The organism is Nonomuraea sp. B5E05 (assembly GCF_039880665.1).
Classification (GTDB): Bacteria; Actinomycetota; Actinomycetes; order Streptosporangiales; family Streptosporangiaceae; genus Nonomuraea.
The window spans coordinates 355,319-379,918 of the sequence record NZ_JBDPMJ010000001.1 but is presented as its reverse complement, the minus strand read 5'-3'; the positions used below and the strand labels follow the sequence as shown (position 1 = coordinate 379,918).

The 24,600-nt window shown below is 69.1% G+C and carries 24 protein-coding genes; 15 read left to right on the top strand and 9 right to left on the bottom strand.

Going from position 1 to position 24,600, the window contains the following annotated elements:
* Window positions 1–19 precede the first annotated feature (19 nt).
* Together ddaH and rocD are read left to right on the top strand one after the other, a co-directional pair.
* Window positions 20–817, top strand: a complete 798-nt coding sequence (ddaH, locus tag ABGB01_RS01805; protein WP_347769530.1) for a dimethylargininase — start codon at window positions 20–22, stop codon at window positions 815–817.
* Window positions 818–819: 2 nt separating this feature from the next.
* Window positions 820–2,034, top strand: a complete 1,215-nt coding sequence (gene rocD / locus ABGB01_RS01800) for an ornithine--oxo-acid transaminase (protein ID WP_347769528.1) — start codon at window positions 820–822, stop codon at window positions 2,032–2,034.
* Between the two features lie 4 nt (window positions 2,035–2,038).
* Here the strand turns inward: rocD and ABGB01_RS01795 are convergent, their stop codons facing one another.
* On the bottom strand, window positions 2,039–3,592 hold the full coding sequence (locus ABGB01_RS01795; RefSeq protein ID WP_347769526.1) for an alkaline phosphatase D family protein: 1,554 nt from the start codon (window positions 3,590–3,592) through the stop codon (window positions 2,039–2,041).
* Between the two features lie 217 nt (window positions 3,593–3,809).
* Here ABGB01_RS01795 and ABGB01_RS01790 point away from each other — a divergent pair, with 217 nt between their 5' ends.
* Window positions 3,810–5,087: a Glu/Leu/Phe/Val dehydrogenase gene (locus ABGB01_RS01790; RefSeq protein WP_347769524.1), complete on the top strand. Its 1,278-nt coding sequence runs from the start codon at window positions 3,810–3,812 to the stop codon at window positions 5,085–5,087.
* 101 nt (window positions 5,088–5,188) lie between these two features.
* On the opposite strand, the gene ABGB01_RS01785 is transcribed toward ABGB01_RS01790, so the two are convergent.
* Window positions 5,189–5,635 carry a MarR family transcriptional regulator gene (locus ABGB01_RS01785; protein ID WP_132598133.1) on the bottom strand — a complete coding sequence of 149 codons (447 nt, stop codon included), beginning with the start codon at window positions 5,633–5,635 and terminating at the stop codon, window positions 5,189–5,191.
* A gap of 47 nt (window positions 5,636–5,682) precedes the next feature.
* On the opposite strand from ABGB01_RS01785, the gene ABGB01_RS01780 reads away from it, so the two are divergent.
* The 4 genes from ABGB01_RS01780 (at window position 5,683) to ABGB01_RS01765 (ending at window position 10,129) form a co-directional block, all read left to right on the top strand.
* A complete protein-coding gene (locus tag ABGB01_RS01780; RefSeq protein WP_347769521.1) occupies window positions 5,683–6,762 on the top strand; it encodes a substrate-binding domain-containing protein in 1,080 nt (359 codons plus the stop codon).
* 62 nt (window positions 6,763–6,824) lie between these two features.
* Complete coding sequence (locus ABGB01_RS01775) at window positions 6,825–8,192, top strand: APC family permease (protein ID WP_347769519.1); 1,368 nt, start codon at window positions 6,825–6,827, stop codon at window positions 8,190–8,192.
* Window positions 8,189–9,196, top strand: coding sequence for an acetamidase/formamidase family protein (locus ABGB01_RS01770; protein WP_347769517.1), 1,008 nt, complete (start codon window positions 8,189–8,191; stop codon window positions 9,194–9,196). Before ABGB01_RS01775 ends, ABGB01_RS01770 begins: the two co-directional genes overlap by 4 nt.
* Window positions 9,197–9,301: 105 nt before the next feature.
* Window positions 9,302–10,129 carry a hypothetical protein gene (locus ABGB01_RS01765; protein WP_347769515.1) on the top strand — a complete coding sequence of 276 codons (828 nt, stop codon included), beginning with the start codon at window positions 9,302–9,304 and terminating at the stop codon, window positions 10,127–10,129.
* Between the two features lie 16 nt (window positions 10,130–10,145).
* Here the strand turns inward: ABGB01_RS01765 and ABGB01_RS01760 are convergent, their stop codons facing one another.
* Both ABGB01_RS01760 and ABGB01_RS01755 read right to left on the bottom strand, forming a co-directional pair.
* Complete coding sequence (locus ABGB01_RS01760) at window positions 10,146–11,033, bottom strand: Gfo/Idh/MocA family oxidoreductase (RefSeq protein ID WP_347769513.1); 888 nt, start codon at window positions 11,031–11,033, stop codon at window positions 10,146–10,148.
* A complete protein-coding gene (locus ABGB01_RS01755) occupies window positions 11,030–11,941 on the bottom strand; it encodes an NAD-dependent epimerase/dehydratase family protein (RefSeq protein ID WP_347769511.1) in 912 nt (303 codons plus the stop codon). Before ABGB01_RS01755 ends, ABGB01_RS01760 begins: the two co-directional genes overlap by 4 nt.
* Before the next feature lie 181 nt (window positions 11,942–12,122).
* On the opposite strand from ABGB01_RS01755, the gene ABGB01_RS01750 reads away from it, so the two are divergent.
* Genes ABGB01_RS01750 through ABGB01_RS01740 form a run of 3 tightly spaced genes read left to right on the top strand, consistent with a single transcriptional unit; the run spans window position 12,123 to window position 14,050 of the window.
* A complete protein-coding gene (locus ABGB01_RS01750; protein WP_347769509.1) occupies window positions 12,123–12,815 on the top strand; it encodes a TetR/AcrR family transcriptional regulator in 693 nt (230 codons plus the stop codon).
* 24 nt (window positions 12,816–12,839) lie between these two features.
* Window positions 12,840–13,169, top strand: coding sequence for a helix-turn-helix transcriptional regulator (locus ABGB01_RS01745; protein ID WP_347769507.1), 330 nt, complete (start codon window positions 12,840–12,842; stop codon window positions 13,167–13,169).
* Window positions 13,166–14,050, top strand: a complete 885-nt coding sequence (locus ABGB01_RS01740; protein ID WP_347769505.1) for a hypothetical protein — start codon at window positions 13,166–13,168, stop codon at window positions 14,048–14,050. The genes ABGB01_RS01745 and ABGB01_RS01740 overlap by 4 nt, the downstream gene beginning before the upstream one ends.
* Here the strand turns inward: ABGB01_RS01740 and ABGB01_RS01735 are convergent.
* From ABGB01_RS01735 to ABGB01_RS01725, 3 genes are all read right to left on the bottom strand, one after another.
* Window positions 14,037–14,636: a TetR/AcrR family transcriptional regulator gene (locus tag ABGB01_RS01735; RefSeq protein ID WP_347769503.1), complete on the bottom strand. Its 600-nt coding sequence runs from the start codon at window positions 14,634–14,636 to the stop codon at window positions 14,037–14,039. The genes ABGB01_RS01740 and ABGB01_RS01735 overlap by 14 nt on opposite strands.
* 1 nt (window position 14,637) lies before the next feature.
* Complete coding sequence (locus tag ABGB01_RS01730; RefSeq protein ID WP_347769502.1) at window positions 14,638–17,040, bottom strand: PEP/pyruvate-binding domain-containing protein; 2,403 nt, start codon at window positions 17,038–17,040, stop codon at window positions 14,638–14,640.
* A gap of 214 nt (window positions 17,041–17,254) precedes the next feature.
* A complete protein-coding gene (locus tag ABGB01_RS01725) occupies window positions 17,255–18,655 on the bottom strand; it encodes an MDR family MFS transporter (RefSeq protein WP_347769501.1) in 1,401 nt (466 codons plus the stop codon).
* 158 nt (window positions 18,656–18,813) lie between these two features.
* Between ABGB01_RS01725 and ABGB01_RS01720 the strand changes: the two genes are divergently transcribed.
* Window positions 18,814–19,437, top strand: coding sequence for a Uma2 family endonuclease (locus ABGB01_RS01720; protein ID WP_347769500.1), 624 nt, complete (start codon window positions 18,814–18,816; stop codon window positions 19,435–19,437).
* 55 nt (window positions 19,438–19,492) lie between these two features.
* Here ABGB01_RS01720 and ABGB01_RS01715 read toward each other — a convergent pair whose 3' ends face one another.
* The gene (locus ABGB01_RS01715; RefSeq protein WP_347769499.1) at window positions 19,493–19,972 is read right to left on the bottom strand and encodes an ATP-binding protein; all 480 of its coding nucleotides are present in this window, start codon (window positions 19,970–19,972) and stop codon (window positions 19,493–19,495) included.
* A gap of 147 nt (window positions 19,973–20,119) precedes the next feature.
* On the opposite strand from ABGB01_RS01715, the gene ABGB01_RS01710 reads away from it, so the two are divergent.
* On the top strand, window positions 20,120–20,947 hold the full coding sequence (locus tag ABGB01_RS01710; RefSeq protein ID WP_347769498.1) for a helix-turn-helix transcriptional regulator: 828 nt from the start codon (window positions 20,120–20,122) through the stop codon (window positions 20,945–20,947).
* Window positions 20,935–21,147 carry a DUF397 domain-containing protein gene (locus tag ABGB01_RS01705; RefSeq protein WP_347769497.1) on the top strand — a complete coding sequence of 71 codons (213 nt, stop codon included), beginning with the start codon at window positions 20,935–20,937 and terminating at the stop codon, window positions 21,145–21,147. Before ABGB01_RS01710 ends, ABGB01_RS01705 begins: the two co-directional genes overlap by 13 nt.
* 108 nt (window positions 21,148–21,255) lie before the next feature.
* Here the strand turns inward: ABGB01_RS01705 and ABGB01_RS01700 are convergent, their stop codons facing one another.
* Window positions 21,256–21,525 (bottom strand): hypothetical protein, encoded by a 270-nt coding sequence (locus tag ABGB01_RS01700; protein ID WP_347620145.1) that lies wholly within the window; start codon window positions 21,523–21,525, stop codon window positions 21,256–21,258.
* A 519-nt stretch (window positions 21,526–22,044) separates the two neighbouring features.
* On the opposite strand from ABGB01_RS01700, the gene ABGB01_RS01695 reads away from it, so the two are divergent.
* Together ABGB01_RS01695 and ABGB01_RS01690 are read left to right on the top strand one after the other, a co-directional pair.
* Complete coding sequence (locus ABGB01_RS01695; protein ID WP_347620146.1) at window positions 22,045–22,287, top strand: hypothetical protein; 243 nt, start codon at window positions 22,045–22,047, stop codon at window positions 22,285–22,287.
* Window positions 22,284–24,491 carry a hypothetical protein gene (locus ABGB01_RS01690; RefSeq protein WP_347769494.1) on the top strand — a complete coding sequence of 736 codons (2,208 nt, stop codon included), beginning with the start codon at window positions 22,284–22,286 and terminating at the stop codon, window positions 24,489–24,491. The genes ABGB01_RS01695 and ABGB01_RS01690 overlap by 4 nt, the downstream gene beginning before the upstream one ends.
* The last annotated feature ends 109 nt before the right edge of the window (window positions 24,492–24,600 follow it).

The window sequence follows — 24,600 nt, the reverse complement described above, 5'->3', positions numbered from 1 at the left end:
AACGATGATGGAGCGCTGCATGCCCAAACACTTCCTCATGTGTCGCCCTGAGTACTTCGCCGTCGAATACAGCATCAATCCGTGGATGCGCCCCGAAGCCGGCGCGTCCCGCGACATCGCGGTTCGGCAGTGGGAAGACCTCAAAGCCGCATACGAGGAACTCGGCCATCGCGTCAGCCTGATCGACCCGATCGACGGGCTGCCCGACATGGTGTTCGCCGCCAACGGCGCGCTGGTCGTCGACGGGCGCGTCTACGGCGCCAGGTTCGCCTACCCGCAGCGCGGTCCCGAGGGCTCGGCCTATCTGCGCTGGTTCGCCGAACGCGGATATCCGGCGCACGAGCCGCAACACGTCAACGAGGGCGAGGGCGACTTCCTCGCGCTCGACGAGATCGTCCTCGCCGGCACGGGCTTCCGCACGGACGTGCGCGCCCACCAGGAGGCGCAGGAGATCCTGGGCCGGCCGGTGATCTCGCTGACCCTGGTCGACCCGCGCTTCTACCACCTGGACACGGCGCTGTTCCCGCTGGACGGCCGGAACGTCGCGTACTACCCGCAGGCCTTCTCGCCGGGCAGCCAGGAGGTGCTGCGCCACATGTTCCCCGACGCGGTGCTGGCGAGCGCCCTGGACGCCGAGGTGCTCGGCCTGAACGCGGTCAGCGACGGCACCCACGTCGTGATCAACGCCGAGGCCTCCAACCTGCAGTTGGAGCTGAAGCGCCGAGGGTATGAGGTGCTCCCGGTCGACCTGTCGGAGCTGCGTAAGGCGGGTGGGGGCCCCAAGTGCTGCACACTGGAGATCAGGGGGGAGAACTGACCATGACCACCAGCGCAGAGCTGATCGAGATCAGCGAGAGCCGTAGCGCACACAACTACCACCCTCTGCCCGTGGTGATCCACGAGGCGCATGGAGCGTGGGTCACCGACGTCGAGGGGAAACGTTATCTGGACTGCCTGTCCGGCTATTCCTCGCTCAACTTCGGCCACGGCCACCCGAAGATCGTCGAGGCGGCGAGGGACCAGCTCGAACGGCTGACCCTGACCAGCCGCGCGTTCTACCACGACCAGTTCGCGCACTTCTGCGCCGGACTGGGCGACCTCACGGGCAAGGACATGGTCCTGCCCATGAACACCGGCGCCGAGGCCGTCGAGACCGCCATCAAGGTGGCGCGCAAGTGGGGCTACGAAGTCAAGGGCGTCGAGCCCGACCAGGCCAACATCATCGTGATGGAGAACAACTTCCACGGCCGCACCACCACGATCATCAGCTTCTCCACCGACGCCGACGCCCACGACAACTTCGGCCCCTACACGCCGGGCTTCAGGATCGTGCCCTACGGCTCGGCCGACGCGATCAGGCAGGCCGTCGACGCCAACACGGTCGCCGTGCTCGTCGAGCCCATCCAGGGCGAGGCCGGGGTGCTGGTGCCGCCGGACGGCTACCTGACCGAGGTCAGGGAGCTGTGCTCGGCCGGCGGGATGCTGATGATCGCCGACGAGATCCAGTCAGGCCTGGGCCGCACCGGGCAGACGTTCGCGTGCGACGTCGAAGGGGTCGTGCCCGACATCTACGTCCTGGGCAAGGCCCTCGGCGGCGGCGTCGTACCGGTGTCGGCCATCGCGGCCGACCGCGACGTGCTCGGCGTCATCCACCCCGGCCAGCACGGGTCCACGTTCGGCGGCAACCCGCTGGCGTGCGCGGTGGGCATCGCGGTCATCGAGCTGCTGAACACCGGCGAGTTCCAGGCCAGGGCCACCAAGCTCGGCGAGACCCTGCACGCCCGGCTGCGCGGCCTGGTCGGCAAAGGTGTCTCCGAGATCCGCGGGCGCGGGCTGTGGGCGGGCGTGGACATCGATCCGTCGCTGGCCACCGGGCGCGAGGTGTCGAAGGCGATGCTGAGGCGCGGCGTGCTGGTCAAGGACACGCAGGGCTCCACGATCCGGCTGGCTCCGCCGATCGTCGTCTCCGAGGACGACCTGATCTGGGGGATCGACCAGCTCACCGACGCTCTCTACGCCTTGAAGGAGCGGTAGGGCCTCAGCCCACGCGTACGGACTCGATCGGCTTCATGGTGTCGTCGCGCGACTCGTACCAGGTCAGCGTGCCGGGGAGGGTCAGGGTGGCCACCGCGTTCTGGAACCAGGGGCCCTTGACGATCCGCCATCGGAAGGGCGCCTTCGGGATGCCCGCCGACCGCGCCAGCAGGCCGCCCACCAGCGTGGCCAGGCCGAACTGGGTCAACACGTTGGCCCAGCGCAGCACCCGGCTGAGCGGGTTGCGGATCGGCGAGCACACGACCTGGTAGACCGGCCCGGTGTTGGCCTTGGCGAGGTAGGAGTAGTGCACGTCGCCGGAGAGGATCAGCACGGGCTTGCCGAGTTCGATCAGCATCGTGGCCAGGTCTTCGAACGAGCGGCGGAACGCCGCCCAGTGCTCCAGGTCGACGGCCTGCCGGAGCATCTCGGAGCACCTGGCCACCAGGCGGCCCCACTTGCCGTCGCACAGGGCCTCGTTCCAGCTCTGAACTCCGTGAACACCCTCGGGCAGCAGGAACGGGATCGACGAGCCGATGATCAGCCGCTCGGCCGGGCGGGTGACCTGCTCCTCCAGCCAGGCCCACTCGTCGGGGTCGAGCATGCGGCGGTCGCCGGGCGTGAGCTGCCTGGCGCACCGCGTGTCGACCATGATCAGGCGGGTGTCGCCGAGGTCGCGGGCGTAGCTCCAGCGGTTGCTGCTCGGCTCGGTGTCGGCCTTGTCGGCGAACGCGTCGAGCGCGTCTCCGGTGTCGCCGTCGCCGCTCAGCAGCTTCTGCAGGAGCGGGTCCGCCGCGCGCTCGGCCGGTGAGAGGTTGCCGAGGTGCTGGTAGACGTAGTAGGCCCCGAGCCCGGCGATGACCCGGCGGCGCCACCATGGTGTCCTGGCCATCTGCTCGCGCCAGGTCTTCGAGGTGTTCCAGTCGTCGCGCACGTCGTGGTCGTCGAAGATCATCGCGGTCGGCACGGTGGACAACACCCAGCGGATGTCGGGGTCGGTCCACGCCTCGCGGTAGAGCTCGGCGTACTCCTCGAAGTCGGCGATCTCCCCCTGCGGTTCGGTGTCCCTTCGCGACCTGATGTAGGCCAGGACCTCGGGCGACGGGCTGTCGGCGTAGACCTGGTCGCCGAGGAACAGCAGCAGGTCGGGCCACTCCTCGTCGCCGGCCTGCGCAAGGTGGGCGCCGAGCTCGTTCAGCATGTCGTAGCCGTGCGTGATCACGTGTGTGGTGTCGTGGGGCACGCTGGTGCGGCACGAGCCGAACATCAGCTTGCGCAGCCCTTCGGGGGGCAACAGCCTGATCCGGCTGGGCGGGCGACCCGCCAGGGGCCATACGGCCTCCCCGTCGAGTGTGACGGAATAGGACCCGATATCCTGGGAGAGTCCAACGAGATCCACGATCGCGTAGTGGTGTCCGTGCACGGTGAAGGTAGGCGACCGGTAAGCCCTGCCGTCCGCTTCGACGGTGACCGTGCAGGGGTCGGCGGTCTCCACCCAGATCGAGGCGCTGTCACGATCGACATAACGCAGCATCGGCCCCACCACGAGTGCGGGCATTCCACTCCTCAGATCGACGATTCGGCATACATCCGCTCGACAAGCCTGCCAGAGTGGCGCCGCTCGTGGCACCTCGGTCACCGGCTTGGATTTCTTCCAAGATCTAGGCAAGTCCAAACCCCTCGCCTATAGGATGATCGTAACAACATCGCCCAAAGTGGAAGGCAACGGCGCTTTCCCTGCAAAAAGGGCGTAAATACCAGGAGGAAACTCTTCAATGAGCATCATGGTGCCGTCAACGACGCCGGCCCTGATCACACCGGGCCGTCAAGCGCTCGACTCCGCTCTCCACCAGCTCGACCAGGCCGCCGAGCAGCTCAGGCTCGACGACGGGCTCCGCACGATGCTGGCCACGCCCCGCCGCTCCCTGACCGTCTCGGTCCCGGTGCGGCGCGAGGACGGACGGCTCGACGTCGTCCAGGGATACCGGGTCCAGCACAACGTCTCACGCGGCCCCGCCAAGGGCGGGCTCCGGTTTCATCCCAGCACCGACATCCACGAGGTCACCGCGCTCGCGATGTGGATGACGTGGAAGTGCGCGCTGGTCGGCATCCCGTACGGCGGCGCCAAAGGCGGCGTGGCCGTGGACCCGGCCGGGCTCACCACCCGCGAGCTCGAGCGGCTGACCCGCCGCTACGTCAACGAGATCCTGCCGCTGATCGGCCCGGAGAAGGACATCCCCGCGCCCGACGTCGGCACCGACGAGCAGACGATGGCGTGGGTCATGGACACCTACAGCGTCAACGCCGGCTACTCCGTGCCCGGCGTGGTCACCGGCAAGCCGATGACGCTGGGCGGCTCGCTCGGCCGTGCGGGCGCGACCTCGCGCGGCGTGCAGATCGCGGCGCTGGCCGCGCTGGGCGGCTCGCCCGAGGGCGTGACCGTGGCCGTGCAGGGCTTCGGCAAGGTGGGCGCGCTGGCCGCGCAATATCTCTCCGACGCCGGCTGCAAGGTCGTGGCCGTCTCCGACGTCACGGGCGCCGTCTACGCGAGCAGCGGCCTCGACATCGCCCGGCTGCGCGCCTGGGCCGCCGAGGAAGGCGGCGTGCGCGGCTACCGCCACGCCGACGCCCTGGCCCGTGACGACCTGTTCGAGCTGGACGTCGACGTGCTGGTCCCGGCCGCGCTGGAAGGCGCGATCACCGAGGCCAACGCGCCCAGGATCCGGGCCAGGCTGATCGTCGAGGGCGCCAACGGGCCCACCACGCCGCAGGCCGACGAGATCCTCGCCGCCTCCGGCACCACGGTCGTGCCCGACATCCTGGCCAACGCGGGCGGGGTGATCGTGTCCTACCTGGAGTGGGTCCAGAACATGCAGGCCTACTCCTGGAGTTCCGGCGAGGTCGAGCTCAAGCTGCGCGACCTCATGCAGGGCGCCTACTCCGAGGTGAAGTCGCTGGCCGCCGAGCGCGGGCTGACGCTCAGGCAGGCGGCGCACGTCATCGGCGTGGGCCGGGTGGCCGACGCGCACCGGATGCGCGGGCTCTACCCGTGACGACCGGCAGCCGGAACGACTGAGGCCGGAACGACCGGGGCCCGCCGTCCGGGGCGGGCCCCGGCACCTGTGCTCACTCCCCTGTGCTCACTCCCCCGGGCTCACTTTCTGAGCTCGGCGTAGTCGAGCGCGGCCACCAGGCCCTCGAGATCGCGCATGAGCCGTTCGGTGCGCTCGGCGCCGAACGCGACCGCGACGAGCCCGTGGTGCTCGGCCACCGCGCCGTCCACCCGCGCGAGCAGCTCGGCCCCCCGGTCCGAGACGAACACCGCCACCCGCCGCCGGTCGCCCTTCGACGGCCCGCGGTAGACCAGCGCCCGCTCGATCAGCCGGTCGATCGCCTTGGTCAGGGTCGGGTGGGGCATCAGCACGGCCGCGGCGAGCTCGCCCATCGAGTCGCCCCGCCCGTCGGCCAGCGCGCGCATGATGCGCCACTGCTCGACGGTGACGTCCTCGCCCGCCAGCGCGGCCGCCAGCCCTCGGTTGACGCTGCGCTCCGCGCGGCTCAGCAGATAGGCGAGCGAGGACCCGAGCCCAGAGGAGGTCATGAGGAGGTCCTTTCATCGGAGAGCTAGAAGGGAGGATACTCGTCGGCGTGGCGGCGACCGTCGATCCTCTCGAAGCGCGGCTCCTCCCGTCAGGTTCGATCAGGATCGGCCTGGTCGTGCCCGTGTCCGGGGTCCTCGGCCTGATGGGCCCCTGCGCGATCAACTGCGCCGTCCTGGCGGCGGAGGAGCTCAACGCCGCGGGCGGCATGCTGGGCAGGCCGGTCGAGCTGGTCCTCGTCGACGGCGGGCGGCCCGCTCGGCAGGTGGCGGCCGAGGTGTCCGAGCTGGTCAGGACGGGCACCGTGCAGGCCGTCGCGGGCGCCCACGCCAGTGACGTGCGGGTCGAGGTGGTGGCCGCGATCGCCGGGCGGGTGCCGTTCGTCTACGGACCGCCGTACGAAGGCGGCGGGCACGCGCCGGGCGTCTACTTCCTCGGCGAGACCCCCGACCGGCAGCTCGCGCCGGGGATCGAGTGGCTGGTCGGCACGCGCCGGGCCCGCCGGTGGTTCCTGCTGGGCAACGACTACATCTGGCCGCGCCTGGTGCACGCGAGCGCCCGCCCGCTGCTGCGCGCGCTCGGCGCCACCGTGGTGGGCGAGAACCTCGTGCCGTACGGCGACGCGGTGCGGCGGCTCGACCGGGTGGCGGCCGCCCGGCCCGACGCCATCCTGCTGACGCTGATCGGCAGCGACCTCATGGACTTCAACCGCGCGTACGCGGCCGGCGGGCTCGGTGCGGCCCGGCTCTGCGGCGCGCTGGAGGAGCACGGGCTGCTGGGCATCGGCGGTGACGCCACCGGCGGGCTGTACGCGTCGATGGGCTACTTCCGCGACCTGCCGACCGAGGCCAGCCTCGGCTTCGCGCAGCGGTACGCCGCCCGCTTCGGCCCTGACGCCCCCATGCTGAACGCCCACGGCCACGGTTGCTACGAGGCCGTCGCCATGCTGGCCGCCCTGTGCGCGCGGGCGGGTTCGCTGGCCGTGCCGGCGCTCGACGCGGTCGCCGACGGCACCACGATCACCAGCGCGCGCGGGATGCTCACCCTGCTCGGACGGCAGGTACGCCATCCCGTGCACCTCGGGAGGGCGGACGGCCTGGATTTCTTTCTAGAGAAACCTTTTCACTAGAAAGCTTTGGCTCTAAGGTGCGAAACGCCCCCGCTGCACCCCCGATGCACAAGGAGCCGTCCATGAGCACGATCGAGCAGTTCGGCTACCGCCAGGAGCTCCAGCGCTCGCTGGGCTTCACCGACCTGATGATCTACGGCCTGATCTTCATGGTGCCGATCGCGCCGTTCGGGATCTTCGGCAACGTCTTCTCCGTGTCGCACGGCATGGTGGCGCTGGCGTACGTGATCGGCCTGGTGGCGATGGCGTTCACGGCCCTGTCGTACGCGCAGATGGCCAGGGCGTTCCCGATGGCCGGTTCCGTCTACACGTACGCGGGCCGCGGCATCGGCGCCCCCGTCGGGTTCATGGCCGGCTGGGCCATCCTGCTCGACTACGTGCTCGTGCCGTCGCTGCTCTATCTGGTGGCCAGCGTCGCCATGAACTCGTTCGTGCCCGTGATCCCCGTCTGGGCCTGGCTGGCGGCGTTCGTGGTGCTCAACACGGTCGTCAACTACCTCGGCATCCAGATGACGGCCAGGATCACCCGGATCATGCTGGCGGCCGAGCTGGTCGTGCTGGCGATCTTCCTGGTGGTCGCCGGCGTCGCGCTGGCCCAGGGCAAGGCGCAGACCGGCGCGTTCACGCCGATCTTCGACTCGTCCGGGTTCACCTTCAGCGTGGTGTTCGCCGCCGCGTCGGTGGCCGTCCTGTCATTCCTGGGCTTCGACGGCATCTCCACGCTGGCGGAGGAGAACCGCGAGGACGCCCACAGGCTCGGCAGGTCCATGCTGGCCGCCCTCGGACTGGCGGCCGTGTTGTTCGTGACGCAGACCTGGGTCGCGGCGCTCCTCACGCCCGGCCGCGACACCCTGATCGCGAACGGGGACCCCGCGGGCAACGCCTTCTACGACACCGCCGCGTACGCCGGCGGGCCATGGCTGGCGGTGCTCACCGCCGTGGCCACCGCCGTCGCGTGGGGCTTCGCCAACTCGCTGGTCGCGCAGGCGGCGACGTCGCGGCTGCTGTTCGCGATGGCCCGCGACCGCCAGCTGCCCGCCTTCCTGTCCCGGGTGAACGCCAAGCACAAGGTGCCGGTCAACGCGACCCTCGCGGTGGCCGCCGTCTCGCTCGTCCTCGGCGTCTTCATGAGCACCAGGGCGAACGGCGTCGGCGAGCTGGCCTCGCTGGTGAACTTCGGCGCCATGACCGCGTTCCTGGTGCAGCACGTCTCCGTCGTCGTGCACTACGTGATCAGGCAGCGCAGCACCAACTGGTGGGCCCACCTCGTCGCCCCCGTGATCGGCTTCGCCGTCCTGGTGGCCGTCGTGTACAACCAGAACGTCGCGGCCCAGTGGGTCGGCGGCGTCTGGCTGGCGATCGGCCTGGCGGTTCTGGGCATCACCTATCTGATCGGCCGTAAGCCCGCACTTCCCACGGAGGTCTCGTGAACGTCGTCTCCTACCGCCCCACGCCGGAGGAACTGAGCTACACCTTCGGCGGGCGCTCCCCCGTCGGCAAGGTGCGGCCGGGCACGATCGTGGAGCTCTACACGGAAGACTGCTTCGGCGGCCTCGTCCAGGGCGTGGACGACCTGCCGTCCCAGGTGTGCGAGTTCCCCTACCTGAACCCCGTGACCGGCCCCTTCCACGTGGAGGGCGCCGAGCCTGGCGACACGCTGGCCCTGCACTTCATCAGCATCACCCCGGCCAGGGACTGGGCGGTCTCCACGACGTTCCCCCACTTCGGCGCGCTGACCGGCACCCACACCACCGCCATGCTGCAGCCGCCGCTGGAGGAACGCGTCTGGCGCTACGACATCGACCTCGCCAGGGGCGTGGCCGTCTACCACGCCCGCACCAGCGACTTCAGCGTGGAGCTGCCGCTCGATCCCATGCACGGCACCGTCGGCGTCGCCCCGGCCGCGAACGAGGCCCGCATGACGATCACCCCCGACGCGCACGGCGGCAACATGGACACCCCCGAGCTGCGCGCCGGCGTCACCGTCTACCTCGGGGTCAACGTCGAGGGCGGGATGTTCTCCATCGGCGACGGCCACGGGCTGCAGGGCCACGGAGAGGTGTGCGGCACCGCGGTGGAGTCGGCCATGAACACGGTCGTCGCGGTCGAGCTGATCAAGGGAGTGGCCACGCCGTGGCCGCGGCTGGAGGACGACCTGCACCTGATGTCCACAGGGTCGGCCAGGCCGCTGGAGGACGCGTACCGGATCAGCCAGCACGACCTGGTCACCTGGACGTCGGAGCTGACCGGGCTGGACACGCTCGACGCCTACCAGCTCGTCAGCCAGGGCGGGCAGGCGCCGGTCGGCAACGTGTGCGACACCAACTACACGATGGTCGCCAAGCTGCCCAAGGCGTATGTGGGAGACACGGCGGTCTACGCGTCGGCCCACACCCGCCTGCGCGCGCTCGCCGCCCAGTACACGACACGGTGACCTGCTCCCCGTCCTGAAGCCGAGGGCCGAGGCTTTCTGCGAACCTTAGGTAAAGACGGATGTCGCAGGTGAGAGGGCTGATCATCACCCCCGTAGGCTGGCCGGGTGCTCAGGTTGGTGTTGTCCCTCGCCCTGCTCGACCCGACCGCCGTCACCGAGGTGTCCCAGCGCAACGTGCCCGCCCCGCGCGTCCTGACTCCTGACGGGGACCGCCTCGGTTACGCGCCGGTCCCGCGCCCCTACACGGGGGCGCGGCGGCTCACCGGCGTGCTGCTCGGTCACGACCCCGTCTCGCGGCGGGACGTGTTGTGCGGGGGCACGGTGATCGGCTCGCGCAGCCGCAGCCTGGTGCTGACGGCCGCGCACTGCCTCTACCACCATGGCCGGCTGCTCGAGAACCTGGCCTTCCTGCCCGGCTACGACGGCGGGCGGCCGGGGCTGGGCATCTGGCCGGCCGTGCGCACGTGGGTGCCGGCGAGATGGCGCAACCGGCCGTACTCGCCCGGGCTTCTTCCGTACGACGTCGGGCTGGTGGGAGTCGGGCGCGGCAAGCGCCCTCTGGAGGCCGTGACCGGCCGGGGGCTGCGGCCGATGGCCACGGACAGGGGCACCACTCTGCAGGGCTTGGAACTGCTGGGCTACCCGGCGGGCAAGGGCTATCCCGGGGGCACCAGGCTGTACCGGTGCCTGGGTGACGCGACCGAGGCTGTCTCCGAGGGGCCGGGGCTGATGGTCACCCGCAACTGCCACGCTGCCGCCGGCGGCAGCGGCGGGCCCGCGTTGTACGGCGGCTCGGTGGCCGGAGTCGTGTCGTCCTCCAGCCCGCTGAGCGACACGAAGGGCTACACCGTGCTCGCCCGGCTCGGGAACAAGCCGTTCAAGCGCATGTTCGCCAGGGCCGACAGGACGATGCAGAGCAGGCAGCGCGGCTGACGCCCCTGGGCACGGGTCAGGCGGCGCGCGCGACGATCTCCTCGCAGAGGGCGTGGGTGGCCAGGGCGTCGCCGGCGTCGATCACCCGGCCCTCGTGCACGGCGGCGAGGAACTCCAGGCAGATCTGCTCGATGCCGCGCTGCCTGGCCACCGGCACCCAGTCGGGCCGCCTGACGAGGGTCTCGCCGCCCTGGTGGTCGATGACGTCGCCGAGGTTGACCACGCGCCGCTTGGTGCCGTCGCCCATGGCCTCGCAGGACTCCTCGGAGACCCCGCCGACCCGGTTCATGACGCCGATGGCCGTGCAGCCGTCGCCGGACAACTCCAGGACGATGTGCTCGACCAGGCCGTTGCGGACGCGGGTCCTGATCGTGGTGTCGGTGACCGGGCCGGGGGCGAGGAATCGGAGGGTGTCCACCACATGGATGAAGTCATCAAATATCACCCGACGGGGTGTGTCGGGGTGATTGGCGCGATTCTTCTCCATGAGGATGAGATGACGGGGATGAGCGGCAAGTCCGACATATCCGGGCGCGTACCGGCGGTTGAAGCCCACCATCAGGGACCTCCCCTCGGCCCTGGCCAGCCGCACGAGACGCTCGGACTCGGCGAGGGTGTAGGCGATCGGCTTGTCGACGTAGACGTGGACTCCCGCCCTGAGCAGCGGCTCGACGATCTCGGGATGGGCGTCGGTGGCGGCGTGCACGAACGCCGCCTCGACGCCGTCCTTGATCACCTCGTCCACGCTCGACGACCGGGCGGCGATCCGGTAGGCGTCGCCGAGCCGGTCCAGCCGAGCCGTGTTGCGCGTGCAGAGGTGCAGGTCGAGGGCGGGCTGCGCGGCGAGCACGGGAAGGTAGGCCTTCTCCGCGATGTCGCCCAGGCCGATCAGGGCTGTCTTCACGCGTCGAGCGTAGCCTTGAGCGCCGCCTCGATCGGGGTGGGCGCCACGCCGAACGTACGCTCGAACGCCGACGAGTCGAGCACGTAGGGCGCGACGAACTGGTAGCGCGTGTGCCTCAGCTCGCCGAGCATGGGCGAGAACAGCCCGGCCGCCCGCACCAGCGGCCACGGCAGCTGCCTCATCCGGGGCGCGGGCCGCCCCAGCAGCGCGGCCATCTTCTCCCCCAGCTGGCGGAAGGTCAGCGGCGCGCCGGTGGGCACGTGCCACGGCCTGCCCCAGGCCCGCTCGTCACCGCCCGCCGTGATCAGCGCGTCGGCCACGTCCGGCAGGTACGTCCAGCTGTGCGGCATGTCGGCCGGCCAGACGAGCGGGATGGTCCGGCCCGCCCTGAGCGGCGCGATGAACCGTTCGCCCAGGTAGGACTGGTCGGTCGCGCCGGGGCCGAAGTAGTCGGAGCCGCGCACCTCGCTCACCCTGATGCGGCCGGCCTGGTGCGCGGCCAGCGCGTCGGTCCACATCTTCGCACGTACCCGCATCTTGGGGGTGGTGGAGGCGAGCGGCAGATCCTCCGTCATCGGGACGGAGACCGGCCCGTACGGGTAGAGGTTGCCCAGGATCACCAGCACGGCGCCGCTCGATTCCGCGGCGGCCAGGAACGACGCGGCCATCGGCGGCCAGTCGGTGAGCCAGCGGTGGTATTGGGGGTTGACGCAGTTGTAGAGGACGTCGGCGCCCCTGGCGATCTCGATGAGCCTGGCCTGGTCGGCGATGTCGGCGGCCACCCTGACCGCCCCGTCGGGGCCGCGGCCCGAGCGGGTCACGACGACGACCTCGTGCCCCTGCGCGACGAGTTTGGCGGCGAGATGCGAGCCGACCTGGCCGGAACCCACGACGACGTGCTTACCCATGATCAGACCTGCTTCCAGATGATGCGGAGAACCGCGTTGACGACGAAGAGCGCGGCGAAGACCGCCGGCCCGAGAGGCCAGGCCACCCGTTCGCTTACGAGAGCAATGCTCTCTCAAGAGAGCAATGTTCGTCAAGAGCAGTGCTCTCGATTTTTGGCACCGCTCTGATAACCTGCTGTGCATGACTGCCAGCCGTACCGCAAGAGAACGTGTCAGGGCCGAGCTCACCAGGGAGATCACCGACATCGCGCGGCGCCAGCTCGCCACGGAGGGAGCGGGCGGCCTGTCGCTGCGGGCCGTCGCGCGGGAGATGGGCATGGTCTCATCGGCCATCTACCGCTATTTCCCGAGCCGCGATGACCTGCTCACCGCGCTGATCGTCGACGGCTACAACGCCCTGGGCGAGGCCGTGGAGCAGGCTGACTCCGCCTGCCCCCGCCACGACTTTTCCGGACGGTGGCTGGCCGCCTGCCACGCGGTGCGCGAGTGGGCCGTCACGCACCCGCACGAATACGCCCTGATCTACGGCTCTCCCGTGCCCGGCTACCAGGCGCCCCAGGACACGATCCCGGCCAGGGTGCGCGACGTGGCCGCGTACGGCCGGATCGTCTCCGACGCCTGGGAGGCCGGCGCGATCGCCCCGCCGTCGGGCGAAGGCCCCGAAGGGCTCGAACCCGACGCCGGCTCCTTCCGCGAGCTCATGCCGGGCGTGCCGGACGCGGTGATCTGGCAGGCCGTCTCGGCGTGGACCGCGCTGTACGGATGGGTCAGCTTCGAGGTGTTCGGCCAGTTCAACAACGTGATCGAGAACCGCAGGACGACGTTCGAGCACGCGATGCGCCTCGCGGCGGCCACAATGGGGCTTGCTCAGTGACACTTACTAAGTTTTACTGAATACATGGCACGGAAGACTTCCGAGCTCGGCCGCTTCACCGACGTGGCGCTGCTGGTGCTCATCAGCCTGGCCGAGGGGCAGAAACACGGCTACCGGATGATCCACGACATCGAGGAGTTCTCGGGGACCGCGCTGGAGCCCGGCACGCTCTACGGCGCACTGATGCGGCTGGAGGAGCGCGGGTGGATCGAGCCGGTCGAGACGGCCGAGCGGCGCAAGCCGTACCGGATCACCGAGAGCGGGCGTGACGCCCTGCGGGAGCAACTCGCCACGCTGCGGCGCATCGAACAGGCGGGCGTGCGGCGCACCGCGATCTCCTGGGGGTTGTCATGATCCTGCGCATCATCGCCGAATCGGTGCTTAGCCTCTATCCGAACGCGTGGCGGCAGCGCTACGGCGAGGAGGTCACCGACCTGGTCGCCTCCCGGCCGGTGCGCGTGCGCACGGTGCTCGACCTGATCGGGGGCGCCGCCGACGCGTGGTTCCACCACCGGCGCATCCCAGGGGGGCGACCGTTCCGCATTCCCGCGGCCACCGTCCTGTGCATGCTGGGAACCGCTCTGCTGCTCCTGTGGAATCCGGGTGTACGCGACCCGCAGAGCCTCCACCGCGTCTGGGCCGAGGCCACGCACATGGGGGCCCTCGCCCACACGCTGCAGGGGACGGCGATGTCGTTGTTCGTCACGGCGGGGCTCATGGGAGCGCTGGCGGTGACGCCGGTCGTGCTCGCCGCCTCCAGTGCCCTGGGCAGTCCCGGGCAGGGGCTCATGACGCAGGTGACGGCCCGGCAAGTGGTCAGAACGGCGGTCGCCGTCGCCGTCCCCATCACGCTGCTGGGCTCCATCTACTATGCGGTGGCCTTCGCCGACGCCGGTTATCCCGCCGGACCGCTGGGCAACGCGATGACGGGCGGCTTCCTCGTCCCGCCCGTCCTGGCGTTCTCGCTGCCCGTGATCGCCGTGGCGGCGCAGGCACCCTCGCTGACGTCCGAGGTCAGGACCGGCGCCACCGTGCTCGCGGTGGCGGCCATCATCAACACGCTGGCCTGGCTGCCCGTGGCTGCCCTGATGCTGCTCGGACTGACGCGGGCGCCGTGGACGTTCGTGGCGGCGGTCACCGCCGGCGCGCTGGTCAGCGTCTGCATGGCCGGGCTGGCCGCGCGGCTCGCGCTCAGGCAGGGCCGGGCCGCGACGAGCCGGCTCACCCCCGCTTGAGCAGCGGCACCAGCACCTCGTCCACGATCTCCACCACGAGGTTGTCCGGAATGGGCGTGCCCTCGAAGAGGAAATGTTGCCGCAGCAGCGCCTGCCCGGCGTCGAGCCGGCGAGCGGTGACGTCGCCCGGATCGACCTCGCCGCGCTCGACGGCCCGGCGGACGATCTCCTCCATCATCTTCCTCCCAGCACCCTGGCTGCTCCTCCGCATGGCGTTCAGCGGCGACTCGTTGCGGAGCGCCTCGCCGAGCAGCCCGCGCATCGCCTCGCCGGCCGGACCCGACAACGCCTGTGCCGTACGGCGGAGCATGGCCACCAGGTCGTCGCGGAAGTTGCCGGTGTCGGGCGAGGACTCCGGGGTGGGCAGCGTGCTGTAGACCGCCTCCATCACCAGCTCGATGCGGGAGGGCCAGCGCCGGTAGAGCGAGGCTTTGCTGGCCCTGGCCCGCTCGGCGACCCGCTCCATGGTCAGCCCGGCGTAGCCGACCTCGGCCAGCTCGTCGAGCGTCGCCTGGTAGATGGCCGCGTTGAGCGCCTCGCCCCGGCGCCGCGGACGCTTGCGGTGGTCGGTGACCATGACCTGCATCCTAGATAGCGCGGGCGACCGTGCCCGCACCACCGTCGACCGTGACGATCTCCCCGTCCTGGAGCACCGACGTACCCGTGCCCGTGCCCATGACGGCGGGGATGCCATATTCCCTGGCCACGATCGCCGCGTGCGAGCCGGCGCCGCCTGTGTCGACGACCACGGCCGCCGCCTGCTGGAAGAGCGGCGTCCACGACGGGTTCGTGTAGGGGCAGACGAGCACGTCGCCGCCGTTGAGCTTGCCGAAGTCGGCCGGCTCCCGGATCAGCTTCACCGGCCCGGTCGCGACGCCGCCGCTCGCGGGCGACCCGGTGAGCAGCGCGTCGCCCGTCGCACGGGGCGGGAAGACCGCGGCGGGATCGATGAGCCGCACGCCGGACAGCTCCTCCCGCTTGGCCGCCCGCGCCGTGACCGTCCCGCGCAACCGCTCCCGGCCCTCCGGAGGTAGCGCGGTCACGTCCCCGATCGCTTCGAGCTCCTCCAGCCGCAGGTGGAAGACGTCCTCAGGACGGTCGAGCACCCCCACGTCGACCAGGCGGCGGCCGATCTCCACCAGCGCCCTGCGCAGGACGGGCTGCGGCAGCGTGAAGGAGAAGTGGCTGTCCTCGCGGAAGGCGACGCCCGCGCGGGCCGCCGCCACCCGGCGCCGGACCCTGGCGCGGCGGCGCTCCGAACGCAGGCGAGGGTGACGGAGCAGGAGGTCGAGCGCGTCGTCGCCCTCCTTCCTCTCGGGTGGGGCGCCGGCCAGGGCCTTGACCAGGCCGAGCACGGCCTCCGGGGCGTCCGCCCAGGTGGGCGGGGTGACGAGGATGGGGCTCGACGTCTCGCGGTGGCCGTACTCGGCGAGGAACGCCCGCAGCTCGGCCTCGAACTCGGCGGGCAGCGGGTCGGCGTCGAGCGCGCCGGTGCGCTTGGCCACCTCCGAGAGCCGTTCCAGCGCTTCGTTGGCGTCGGTGGTGCGGGTGCGCGCCCCGGACAGCAGGTCGCCGAACAGCTCGCGGCGCCCCAGCAGCCGGACCGTCGCCAGCAACCGCAGCAGCGCGAGCCCCGAGCCCGGCAGGTAGTCCATGCGCAGGTCGGCCACCGGCTGCACGACGTCGAGCACCTCCCTGGGCACGCGGACCAGCCGCTCCCACGGCATCGACCCGAGATCACGGGAGGCCAGCTCCCTGGCCTGGGCGAGGAAGTGGCGGTAGCGCGGATCCTCGGTCCAGCGGGCGGAGTCGTACCGTCTGGCCCTGGCCAGAAGCCGGAACGGGGTGAGCAACATCCTCGGCGTCGGATGCGGTTTCGGCGGCACGAGCTGGTAGACGACCTCGTCCTCCTCGCGCAGGAAGTTCTCGAACGCGCCCCGGATGCCGAACGACGACGTGACCTTCCTCATGAGCCCGGCCGGGCCGTACGGCAGCCAGGTCGTCACGTCGATCGGATAGGGCCGCTCAGGGAGATATTCGAGCAGGACGGTCACCAGCCGGCGCTGGATCGGGTTGAGCTTCCCGACCGGTGGCGGCGGCAGCGCGGTCATCGGGCGTGCCTGCAGCAGGTGCACCCGGCCGCCCGCGTACGCCCACTCGATGTCCTGGGGCCGGCCGAAGTGGGCGGCGACATCCCTGCCGAGCCGGGTCAGCTCCTCGATCACCGCGCCGGGCAGCCGCTCGGCGGTGGCCGCCGCGCCGGTCTCGCGGGCGACACCGCCGCCGGAGGTGCCGCGGATGACCACCTCGCGGCGGCCCGGAGTGAAGTCGGCGTGTCCCGAGGCGTCGACCACATAGTGGTCGGGCGTGACGAGGCCGGAGACGACGGCCTCCCCGAGACCGCTGCTGGCGTCGATGACGAGTTGCGCGCGGTCGCCGGTGACGGGGTTCGCGGTGAACATGACCCCGGCCATCTCCGCCTCGACCATGCTCTGGACGACGACCGCGATCCGCACCCCTGAGCCGTCGATCGCGAGCTTCGCGCGGTACGCGATCGCGCGCTCGGTCCAGAGCGAACCCCAGCAGCGGCGCACCGCGTCGAACAGCGCCTCCTCGCCGACGACGTTGAGGTAGGTGTCCTGCTGGCCGGCGAACGCGGCGCCCGGCAGGTCCTCGGCGGTGGCACTGGAGCGCACGGCCACGGGCCCGCCCCCGAGGCCGGCGTAGGCGTCGGCGATCGCCTGCCGCAGGCCGGGGGGCAACTCCGCCCGCTCGAAGTGCTCGCGCGTGTCGTGGCCCTGCGCGACCTGCTCGTACGCGTGGGTCGTGACGATGAAACCACCCGGCACCGGCAGGCCCTTCCTGACCAGCTCGCCCAGGTTGGCGCCCTTGCCACCGGCCACGGCCAGATCGTCATGCCCGAAGGCGTCCAGGGGTGCGACGAGCTTCACGGCCTCTTCCCGGCTTTCACGGCTTCTCTCCGCTCTCACGGCATCTCCTCGGCTCGTACTCACGACTTGTCCTCGACTTCCACCCACGACTGGTCCACGGCCTGCACCCACAACTCATCCACCGCCTGCACCCACAACTCGTCCACCGCCTGCGCCCGCAGCTTGTCCACGGCTCGGCACCCGCGGCTTTTCCCTGGCTTTCACGCACGACCGTCCCCGGCTTTCAGCCACGGCCTCATCTCGGCATCGGCTTTCACTCACGGCCTCTCCTCGGCGTCACGGCCGCTTCCTCGGCGTGAGCGGTGGTGCGGAGTGGGCGCGCCGGCAGCGCCAGCGCGAGCACGAACGCCACCGCGAGCAGCGGCGCCATGGCCGCGAACACCGGCGGCGCGGCGGCGGCGAAGGCTTCGCGCACGCCGGCGGGCAGGGCGGCCGGGTCGGTGGCCGCGATGCCGGATCTCATGGTGATCAGTGCCCCCACCAGCGCGACCCCCGCCGAGGCGCCGATCTGGCGCAGGAACGTCACCGACGACGTGGCGGTGCCGAGGTCGGCGTACTCGACGGCGTTCTGCGCGGCCAGCACCATGGTCTGCATGACGAGCCCGACGCCCAGCCCGGTCACCAACATGGCCAGGGCGAGCGCGAGCGGCGAGGCACCGGCCAGGCCGATCAGCCCCAGCCCTGCCGCGGCAACCGCCGTGCCGGCGACGGGATAGGGCTTGTACTTCCCGGTCCGCGTGATCAGCCGGCCGGACACGACGGTCGTGGCGAGCACGCCGCCCATGAGTGCGGTCACCAGCAGGCCCGCCTGCGTGGCGCTGGTGCCCGCCGCGATCTGCAGGTAGGCCGGCATGTACGTGACCGTCCCGAACAACGCGAACCCGATGAGCAGGCTGATCGCCACGGGGATCGCGAAGGCCCGGTCGCGGAAGAGGCGCAGCGGCAGGATCGGGTCCTTGGCGTACCGGGCGCTGACCAGCCAGGCGACCAGCCCGGCGGTGGCCACGACCAGGTAGACGGGGTCGCGGGTCTGCCCCACCATGACCACGCCGACCACGGCGACGGCCAGGGTGAGCGCGCCCGCGACGTCCAGCGGAGCCCGCGTGCGGGGCTTCGGCAGCCGCAGCGTCACGCTCAGCACGACCAGCGCGATCAGGCCGAGCGGCGGATAGATGGCGAAGATCCACCGCCAGCTCAGCCGGTCGATGAACAGCCCGCCGATCAGCGGCCCTCCCACGGCGGCCACGACGTAGGCGGCCCCGATGAAGCCGAGATAGCGGCCCCGCTCGCGCGGGCTGACGATCTCGCCGATGATGGCCTGGGCGCCGATCATCAGCCCTCCGCCGCCCAGCCCCTGCACGGCTCGGAAAGCGATGAACTGCGGCATCGAGGTGGCCAGCGCGCACAGCACGGCGCCGAGCACGAACACCACGATGGCCACCTGCATGACGGGCTTGCGGCCGTACCTGTCGCCGAGCTTGCCGTAGACGGGCATGACCACGGTGGCGGCGACGAGATAGGCGGTGACGACGACCGGCATCTGGTCGAGCCCGCCCAGGTCACCCGCGATGGCCGGAAGCGCGGGCGCCATGATCGTCTGGTCGAGCGCACCCAGCAACATCGCCAGGATCAGCCCCGAGAGCACGAAGCCCATGACATCGCTCCTTAGAGAACGAACCGTTCTCTAAGGAGCGTAAGCTTCCTCCCATAGAAACGCAACGTTCACTAATCGAGTGTTGCGCAGGTCACCGCAAGCCATCGGCGGCGATTTCTCCGTAAGCTGACCTCACCACCTGCGACTGAGGAGCGCCGATGACAGCCCTTCCGGAAGACAGCTGGATCCACAGCATCCGCCCTCAACCCAGTCGCATCTCCGCCGAGGACTACGAGAAGATCCCAGAGGAGATCTCGCGGGCCATCGAGATCGTGGACGGATACGTGGTCTATTGCGAATCTCCGACCCCTGGGCACCAGATCGCCGGCCGACGACTGGCCAACCTTCTGGAGCACCACGCCAGGCAGGCCATGAGCCGCGGGCACGAATGCCTCACCGTCGCCAACGACGTGGATCTCCGGCTGCAGGACGTACCGCTGCTCAACCGACGCCCCGACGTCGTGGTGTACCGATGCCTGGATGAGGAGCGTGGAGAGAGACTCCGCGCCCATCACGCGCTGCTGGTCGTCGAGATCGTCTCGCCCGGCTCCGTAACCCAGGACACCGTCGACAAGGTCGCCGAATACGCCAAGGCAGGCATCCCTCATTACTGGATCGTCCACCTGGACCAGACCGGCGCGTCCACCATCGAGCGCTACCGACTCGACCCGGCCTCGATGCTCTACAAGAGCGTGGGAACGTTGATGACCGAAGCCGATCCCGCCCCCACGATCACCAATCCGTTCCCTCTCACCATCGACTGGGAGGATCTGCGCTTCTGATCCCGGCGTACGGACGGTCACGAAGTTGATCGACGACCTTTCGGCAGTCGACCAGCTAACGGATCTCCACTGCCACATCTTCAGCCGAATCCTCGGCCGGTGCGGGCGCCGACGCGGCGAGAGGAGGGACGGCTCGGATGGCGCACCACACCGTGCGACCAAGCCCGTAGCCGTGCTCCCGGACACCCCAGTCGTGGGCGATCTCGTTGATGATCAGCAGCCCGCGGCCATCCTCCGCCTCCGGCCCCTGCCGGATATGGGGCGCGGAGAACGTGGAGCCGGGATCCCGAACGCCGACGTAGACCGTCCCGCCGACCGCCGCGACCGTGAGGCCGATGAGGGTGTACGGCTTGGCGTTGGAGTGCCGGAGGGCGTTCGTCATGAGCTCGGACACGGCCAGCACGGCCTCGTCGACCACAGGGTGGTCATCTCCCAACCATCTGCGCACCTCGGCACGTGCCCGGGGAACGGACTCACGAATGCCCGCCAGATGAATCGAACCGATGACCTTCGGCTCGGCGCTCGCTGCTTGCACGGTTTCACCCACTCGAAGTAGCCGACCTCTATCTGCCTTACGACGATCCCAAGCTTTGGCTACACTCAGTAGTGAATTGACTTCAGCATGCCATCAACCGTTGTAGTGAAGCTCCGGTTGAAACGCCGGTGGACCCCCGGAGGTCAGGTGCCCAAGGAAAGCGAGCTGTGCCCCGCCGACTCCCCGACCGCCCTTTTCGGTTTCGAGCTGCGGCGATACCGCAAGGCCCGCGGATGGTCCCAGATCCGCCTGTCCAAGGCGGTGTCCTACTCCGTCGGCACGATCAGCATGATCGAGACAGCCAGGCGATCACCAACGGAGGAGTTCGCACGCCACTGCGATGAAGCGCTGGAGGCGGAAGGAGCGCTGATGCGGCTCTGGCCGATGGTGAGCCACGCATCGGCTCCGTCGTGGTTCCGCCCCTGGCTCGACGTCGAAGCCACAGCAGAGGCGATCCGGTCGTGGGAGCCGCTGGTTGTGCCCGGTCTGCTCCAAACCGAGGACTACGCCAGGGCGGTGTTGAGTGGCGACGTCGGCGTAACGCCTGAGCAGATTGAGGAGCAGGTGATCGCTCGCATGGAACGTCAGAGCATTCTCCGACGTCCCAAGCCACCATTGTTGTGGATAGTGATCGATGAGGCTGTGCTCAATCGCCCGATCGGCAGCCCAGCCGTAATGTCGGCGCAGGTCAACCGCCTCCTCGAAGCCGGCCAAGCTCCCCGGATCACCATCCAGGTTCTCCCTCTCAAGGCGTACTCCACAACCGGTCTTTCCGGCGGATTTGCCATCGCACAAGCCCATGGAGCCTTCGACACGGCCTACGTCGAATCCGCCGGGATCATGAGTCGGGTGACGGACCGGCCAGAGGACGTTAATGTCCTAACATACAGATATGAGGGAATTCGTTCCGAAGCCCTCCCCCAACGCGAGTCCCTGGAACTGATCAAGGAGACGCTACAGCGATGGACGATCTGAACCACAAACTCGACACAGCTATCTGGCGCAAGGCCACGCGATCAGGACCCGACGGTGGAAACTGCGTTGAAGTCGCTGAACTGTCCCATGGACACCGAGGCGTCCGTGACAGCAAGAACCCCACCGGCCCTGCCCTCATCTTCACCCCAGGCGAATGGAACGCCTTCATCAGCGGCGTGAAGAGCGGCGAATTCGACTGACTACCGCCGGCCCGACGAGGGATGTTCCCGATGCGTCCTGCATTCGCGTCGAACCTCCCTCGCCGGCCTGAGCAAGCCGTCCAGGAAACCGGTTGGTCTCCCGGACGGCTAATTGATCACTTCGGGCGGGGGCGCACCGAGCCTGGGGATGAGTTCGGAGCGGATGACAGCGAAGCAGCTATCCATATGGCGGCGGAGGCCGGCGAGTTCGTCGCAGAGGGCCGCGAGGTTGTGTCTCATCTCGGCCCGCATGTCGGCGATATCCGCCTGCATCTGGGCGATGTCGGTCATCATGGAAGTGCCGTCTCCGGCATGCGTGCTCGCCTCGAGCGCCCGGAGACGCGTGATCAAGGCGAGGATCCGTACCTCTTCGTTCACCGCATTCCTGCCTTTGCGAAGCTGGGAATGGCAACCCGCACGGGTAGCGGGTGCAAGGTTTGACGGTGAGGATAGTGACACACAGTTGACGTTCATGCTGGTCACCGCCCGCGCCCGGGTGTGGTTCTTTCTCCCGGTGCCTGGCGTGTTTCTCCCTCAGATGTAATTGAGCGCGGAGGGCTGGGAGGTCCGCCCCTGGTGGACAGGGTCGCTGCCTCCGCCGCCCAGGGGATCAAAGGTCATTATCCCGGTCGAGGCGAGTCGGGCGTCTATCAGCACGTCGTGGTATGTCGCACATTAGCCGAATCGTACGATGACTCTGCACTTCGCCACACCCTGGGGCGAAACTGTCATCAGCAGGCTGATACCCCTATCTGCGGGCAAACTTCGAACGCGCCATACCTTTCACCGGGGTTCAACTTGTTTTGTTGATGCGCTGTTGATTACCGTGCGAATGATGTGGGCGACGTGCCGCCTCCTGACCTGTTCTGGCGCAGCGAACCGTGCGAGGGGATCATCGTGGCTGACCTCGATCGCGAGGCGATGCGTGCCGTGGCGCAGCGGATCCAGCGGCTGTCCGACGAGCACTGGTGGTCGCTCGATCCGTCCTGCCGCCTGATGGAGAAGGACGCATGGGTGGGGCCGACGGGCGGCCGGTTCGATGCCCAGCTCCACGCCGACCAGCGCGAGCTGCGCGACCTGCTCAGGCAGGCCGTCCACAGCGCGAACCAGAAGCTGGCGTCCATCCAGGACAAGCCATGACCGAGTTCACCGGGGTCAAGCAGCCCGATTTCGACACGATGACGAGCAAGCACACCGAGGCGGCCAGGCGGCTGGAAGAACTGGCCCAGGCTCTGCACAGTGAACTTCGCAGCGCGGGGCTCGACACCTCACCGGCGGCGCGGCTGCGGCAGCTGGCCGGGCGAGTCACCACACAGGCCGAAGATCTACGGCGGCGGCAGAAACTCGTCCACGAGCTCCAACGGCAGCGGATCACTTTCGGCCGGAGCACGCCCGCCGGAAGCTTTCTCGAGATGCCCGACGGTTTGGAGGCGGCCAAAGGGTTGCTGGACGGCACGCTCGCCGGCCGCGTGGCGCTGAAGGCCGCGGACGGTGACTCCACGGCGCTGGCCGAGCTGGAGAAATACGCGTCAAGAGGAGGGGATGCGGAGTTCGTCAAGACGTTCCTCGGCACGCTGGGTGCCCAGGGCCTGACGCGGCTCCCCGGCTCGCTCGCCGCCCAACTGCGCGACGCCAGAGCCCACGGCGACGCCAAACGCGTCGCTCAGCTCTCCAGTGGTGGCGGCAAGGCGCTGCGCATGCTGAGCGCCGCCCTGGCCAGAGGAACGGATCCGAAGAATCCGGCATATGTGGGCGCCGGTTTCCTTCAGCAACTGGTGCAGCAGGGCCGGGCCCAGCACAAGACGGGCGGCACGACGTACTCCGGCTACCAAGCGCAGGCGCTCATCTGGCGAGCCCACGACGGGAAGCCGCCGTACTCGAAGGAGTTCATGGAAACCGTCGGACGCGACGTGATCGTCTATGAGCACGAGGAACGTAAGGACGAATGGGCGGCGAGCAGAGATTCTCTGGGCCGCTTCTTCGCAGGAACCCAGCTCCCCATCATCGACCTGGCCGGCGCGCTCGGCCTCGGCACTCTCCTGAGACCCGAAACCCATGCGAGGGCTCCGGGCGCCAAGGCACAGTCGTCCTTGATCGACGACCTGTTCCACGCGGCCAAGTCCAGCCGGGAAGCGTCCCATGCCCTGCTGAACCACACTCCGCCCGGGTGGAAGGAATCCGTCCTGGACTACCTGCTGACCACCCGCTGGAAAGCCGCCCTCCACACGAAGGACCACGCGCCGTTCAACGACCTGCTGGTGACTGCGACCACCGGCCAGGACGCCACGTCCCAGAAGCTGGCAGCCGACATGACGAAGATCCTCTCCACCGAGATACGCGGCGCCTTCGGCAAGGCCGACAGCGGCAACCTGGAAATCAGGAACCGTGACATCTTTGATCGTTATACGGCCCTGAGCTATCCCCTGGCCCGCGCGATTTCGGCCAACATCGACGAACTCTCCCGGCTCTACCTGAACCACGCGACCTTCGGCCAGGTCAAGCCGCAAGATATGTCCTATGCGTTGCTGCTCGCCACCTCCAACGACGCCGGGTTCGAGGCACTGATACGCGCACAGACCGAACACATGCGCGCAGCACTCGACACCGTGCCTCCTGTGGGCCTCAACGCCTCCAACGCCGAACGACTCGGCTTCACCAAGGCTGACGTCAAGCGCTTCGATCTCAACGAGAATGGACGGGTTGACCGGACCGATGTCATGCAGTTCCTTACGGATCGGACCGTTGAGGAAGCATCTCCCTTTAACCACATTGTGGAGAGCCGTCGGCAGGTGCTGATCGCTCAAGGCCTGGACGACAAGAAGGCAGACGAAGCGCTGAAGACGATGGTCAGCGACGCTATAGGACTGCTTCCGATGCCGGGGTCAAAGCAGGTGGGCGCACTGGCCATCGGAGCCTTCGGCGAGATGCTCGGAAATGGTTACGACAAGCTCGCCGGAGCCACGCACAGGGAAATCGCGAGGCATGTGGCACGACAGATGTCCGAGCGTGGCCCAAGTCTGGACACGATACACCAGTCTCTTGCAGACAACCGCTTGGGCGTAGAGAGGTTGACGGAGCAGATGCTCTCGTCAGCGATGTTGAACAAAGGGATGCTCGACGGACTGGACCTGCAAGATAACTCATTCGCGAGTGGGACGCCACCAATGATCAAGCCTTTCTCGGAGATGACCCCACAGGAGTACAGCCAGTTTCTCGCGTGGACTCGAAAAATTGGAAGGGGCAGCGAACTACTCGATCACTTCAGCGGAACTTTCCGTCGGACTAGCGAGGTTGACGACTATCTCGACCTTCAGATTCCCTCTTCCAATGGAGATGGAAAGTGATGCGCTCTCGTCTGTCCATTGCCCTAACGTTCATCTTGCTGCTGGTCTCAGCCTGCTCAGAAAAGCGCTCCACCCCCGCAACCATCCCGGAACTTTCGCCAGTCGCGGA

Coding starts and splice junctions, on each gene's coding strand:
- ABGB01_RS01735 (WP_347769503.1), bottom strand. CDS start 14,636: ATGCAGGTCATGGTCACCGACCACCGCAAGCGTCCGCGGCGCCGGGGC.
- ABGB01_RS01785 (WP_132598133.1), bottom strand. CDS start 5,635: ATGACCTCCTCTGGGCTCGGGTCCTCGCTCGCCTATCTGCTGAGCCGC.
- ABGB01_RS01725 (WP_347769501.1), bottom strand. CDS start 18,655: ATGGGCTTCGTGCTCTCGGGGCTGATCCTGGCGATGTTGCTGGGTGCG.
- ABGB01_RS01745 (WP_347769507.1), top strand. CDS start 12,840: ATGGCACGGAAGACTTCCGAGCTCGGCCGCTTCACCGACGTGGCGCTG.
- ABGB01_RS01740 (WP_347769505.1), top strand. CDS start 13,166: ATGATCCTGCGCATCATCGCCGAATCGGTGCTTAGCCTCTATCCGAAC.
- ddaH (WP_347769530.1), top strand. CDS start 20: ATGCCCAAACACTTCCTCATGTGTCGCCCTGAGTACTTCGCCGTCGAA.
- ABGB01_RS01690 (WP_347769494.1), top strand. CDS start 22,284: ATGACCGAGTTCACCGGGGTCAAGCAGCCCGATTTCGACACGATGACG.
- ABGB01_RS01790 (WP_347769524.1), top strand. CDS start 3,810: ATGAGCATCATGGTGCCGTCAACGACGCCGGCCCTGATCACACCGGGC.
- ABGB01_RS01720 (WP_347769500.1), top strand. CDS start 18,814: ATGACAGCCCTTCCGGAAGACAGCTGGATCCACAGCATCCGCCCTCAA.
- ABGB01_RS01705 (WP_347769497.1), top strand. CDS start 20,935: ATGGACGATCTGAACCACAAACTCGACACAGCTATCTGGCGCAAGGCC.
- rocD (WP_347769528.1), top strand. CDS start 820: ATGACCACCAGCGCAGAGCTGATCGAGATCAGCGAGAGCCGTAGCGCA.
- ABGB01_RS01775 (WP_347769519.1), top strand. CDS start 6,825: ATGAGCACGATCGAGCAGTTCGGCTACCGCCAGGAGCTCCAGCGCTCG.
- ABGB01_RS01755 (WP_347769511.1), bottom strand. CDS start 11,941: ATGGGTAAGCACGTCGTCGTGGGTTCCGGCCAGGTCGGCTCGCATCTC.
- ABGB01_RS01795 (WP_347769526.1), bottom strand. CDS start 3,592: ATGCCCGCACTCGTGGTGGGGCCGATGCTGCGTTATGTCGATCGTGAC.
- ABGB01_RS01750 (WP_347769509.1), top strand. CDS start 12,123: ATGACTGCCAGCCGTACCGCAAGAGAACGTGTCAGGGCCGAGCTCACC.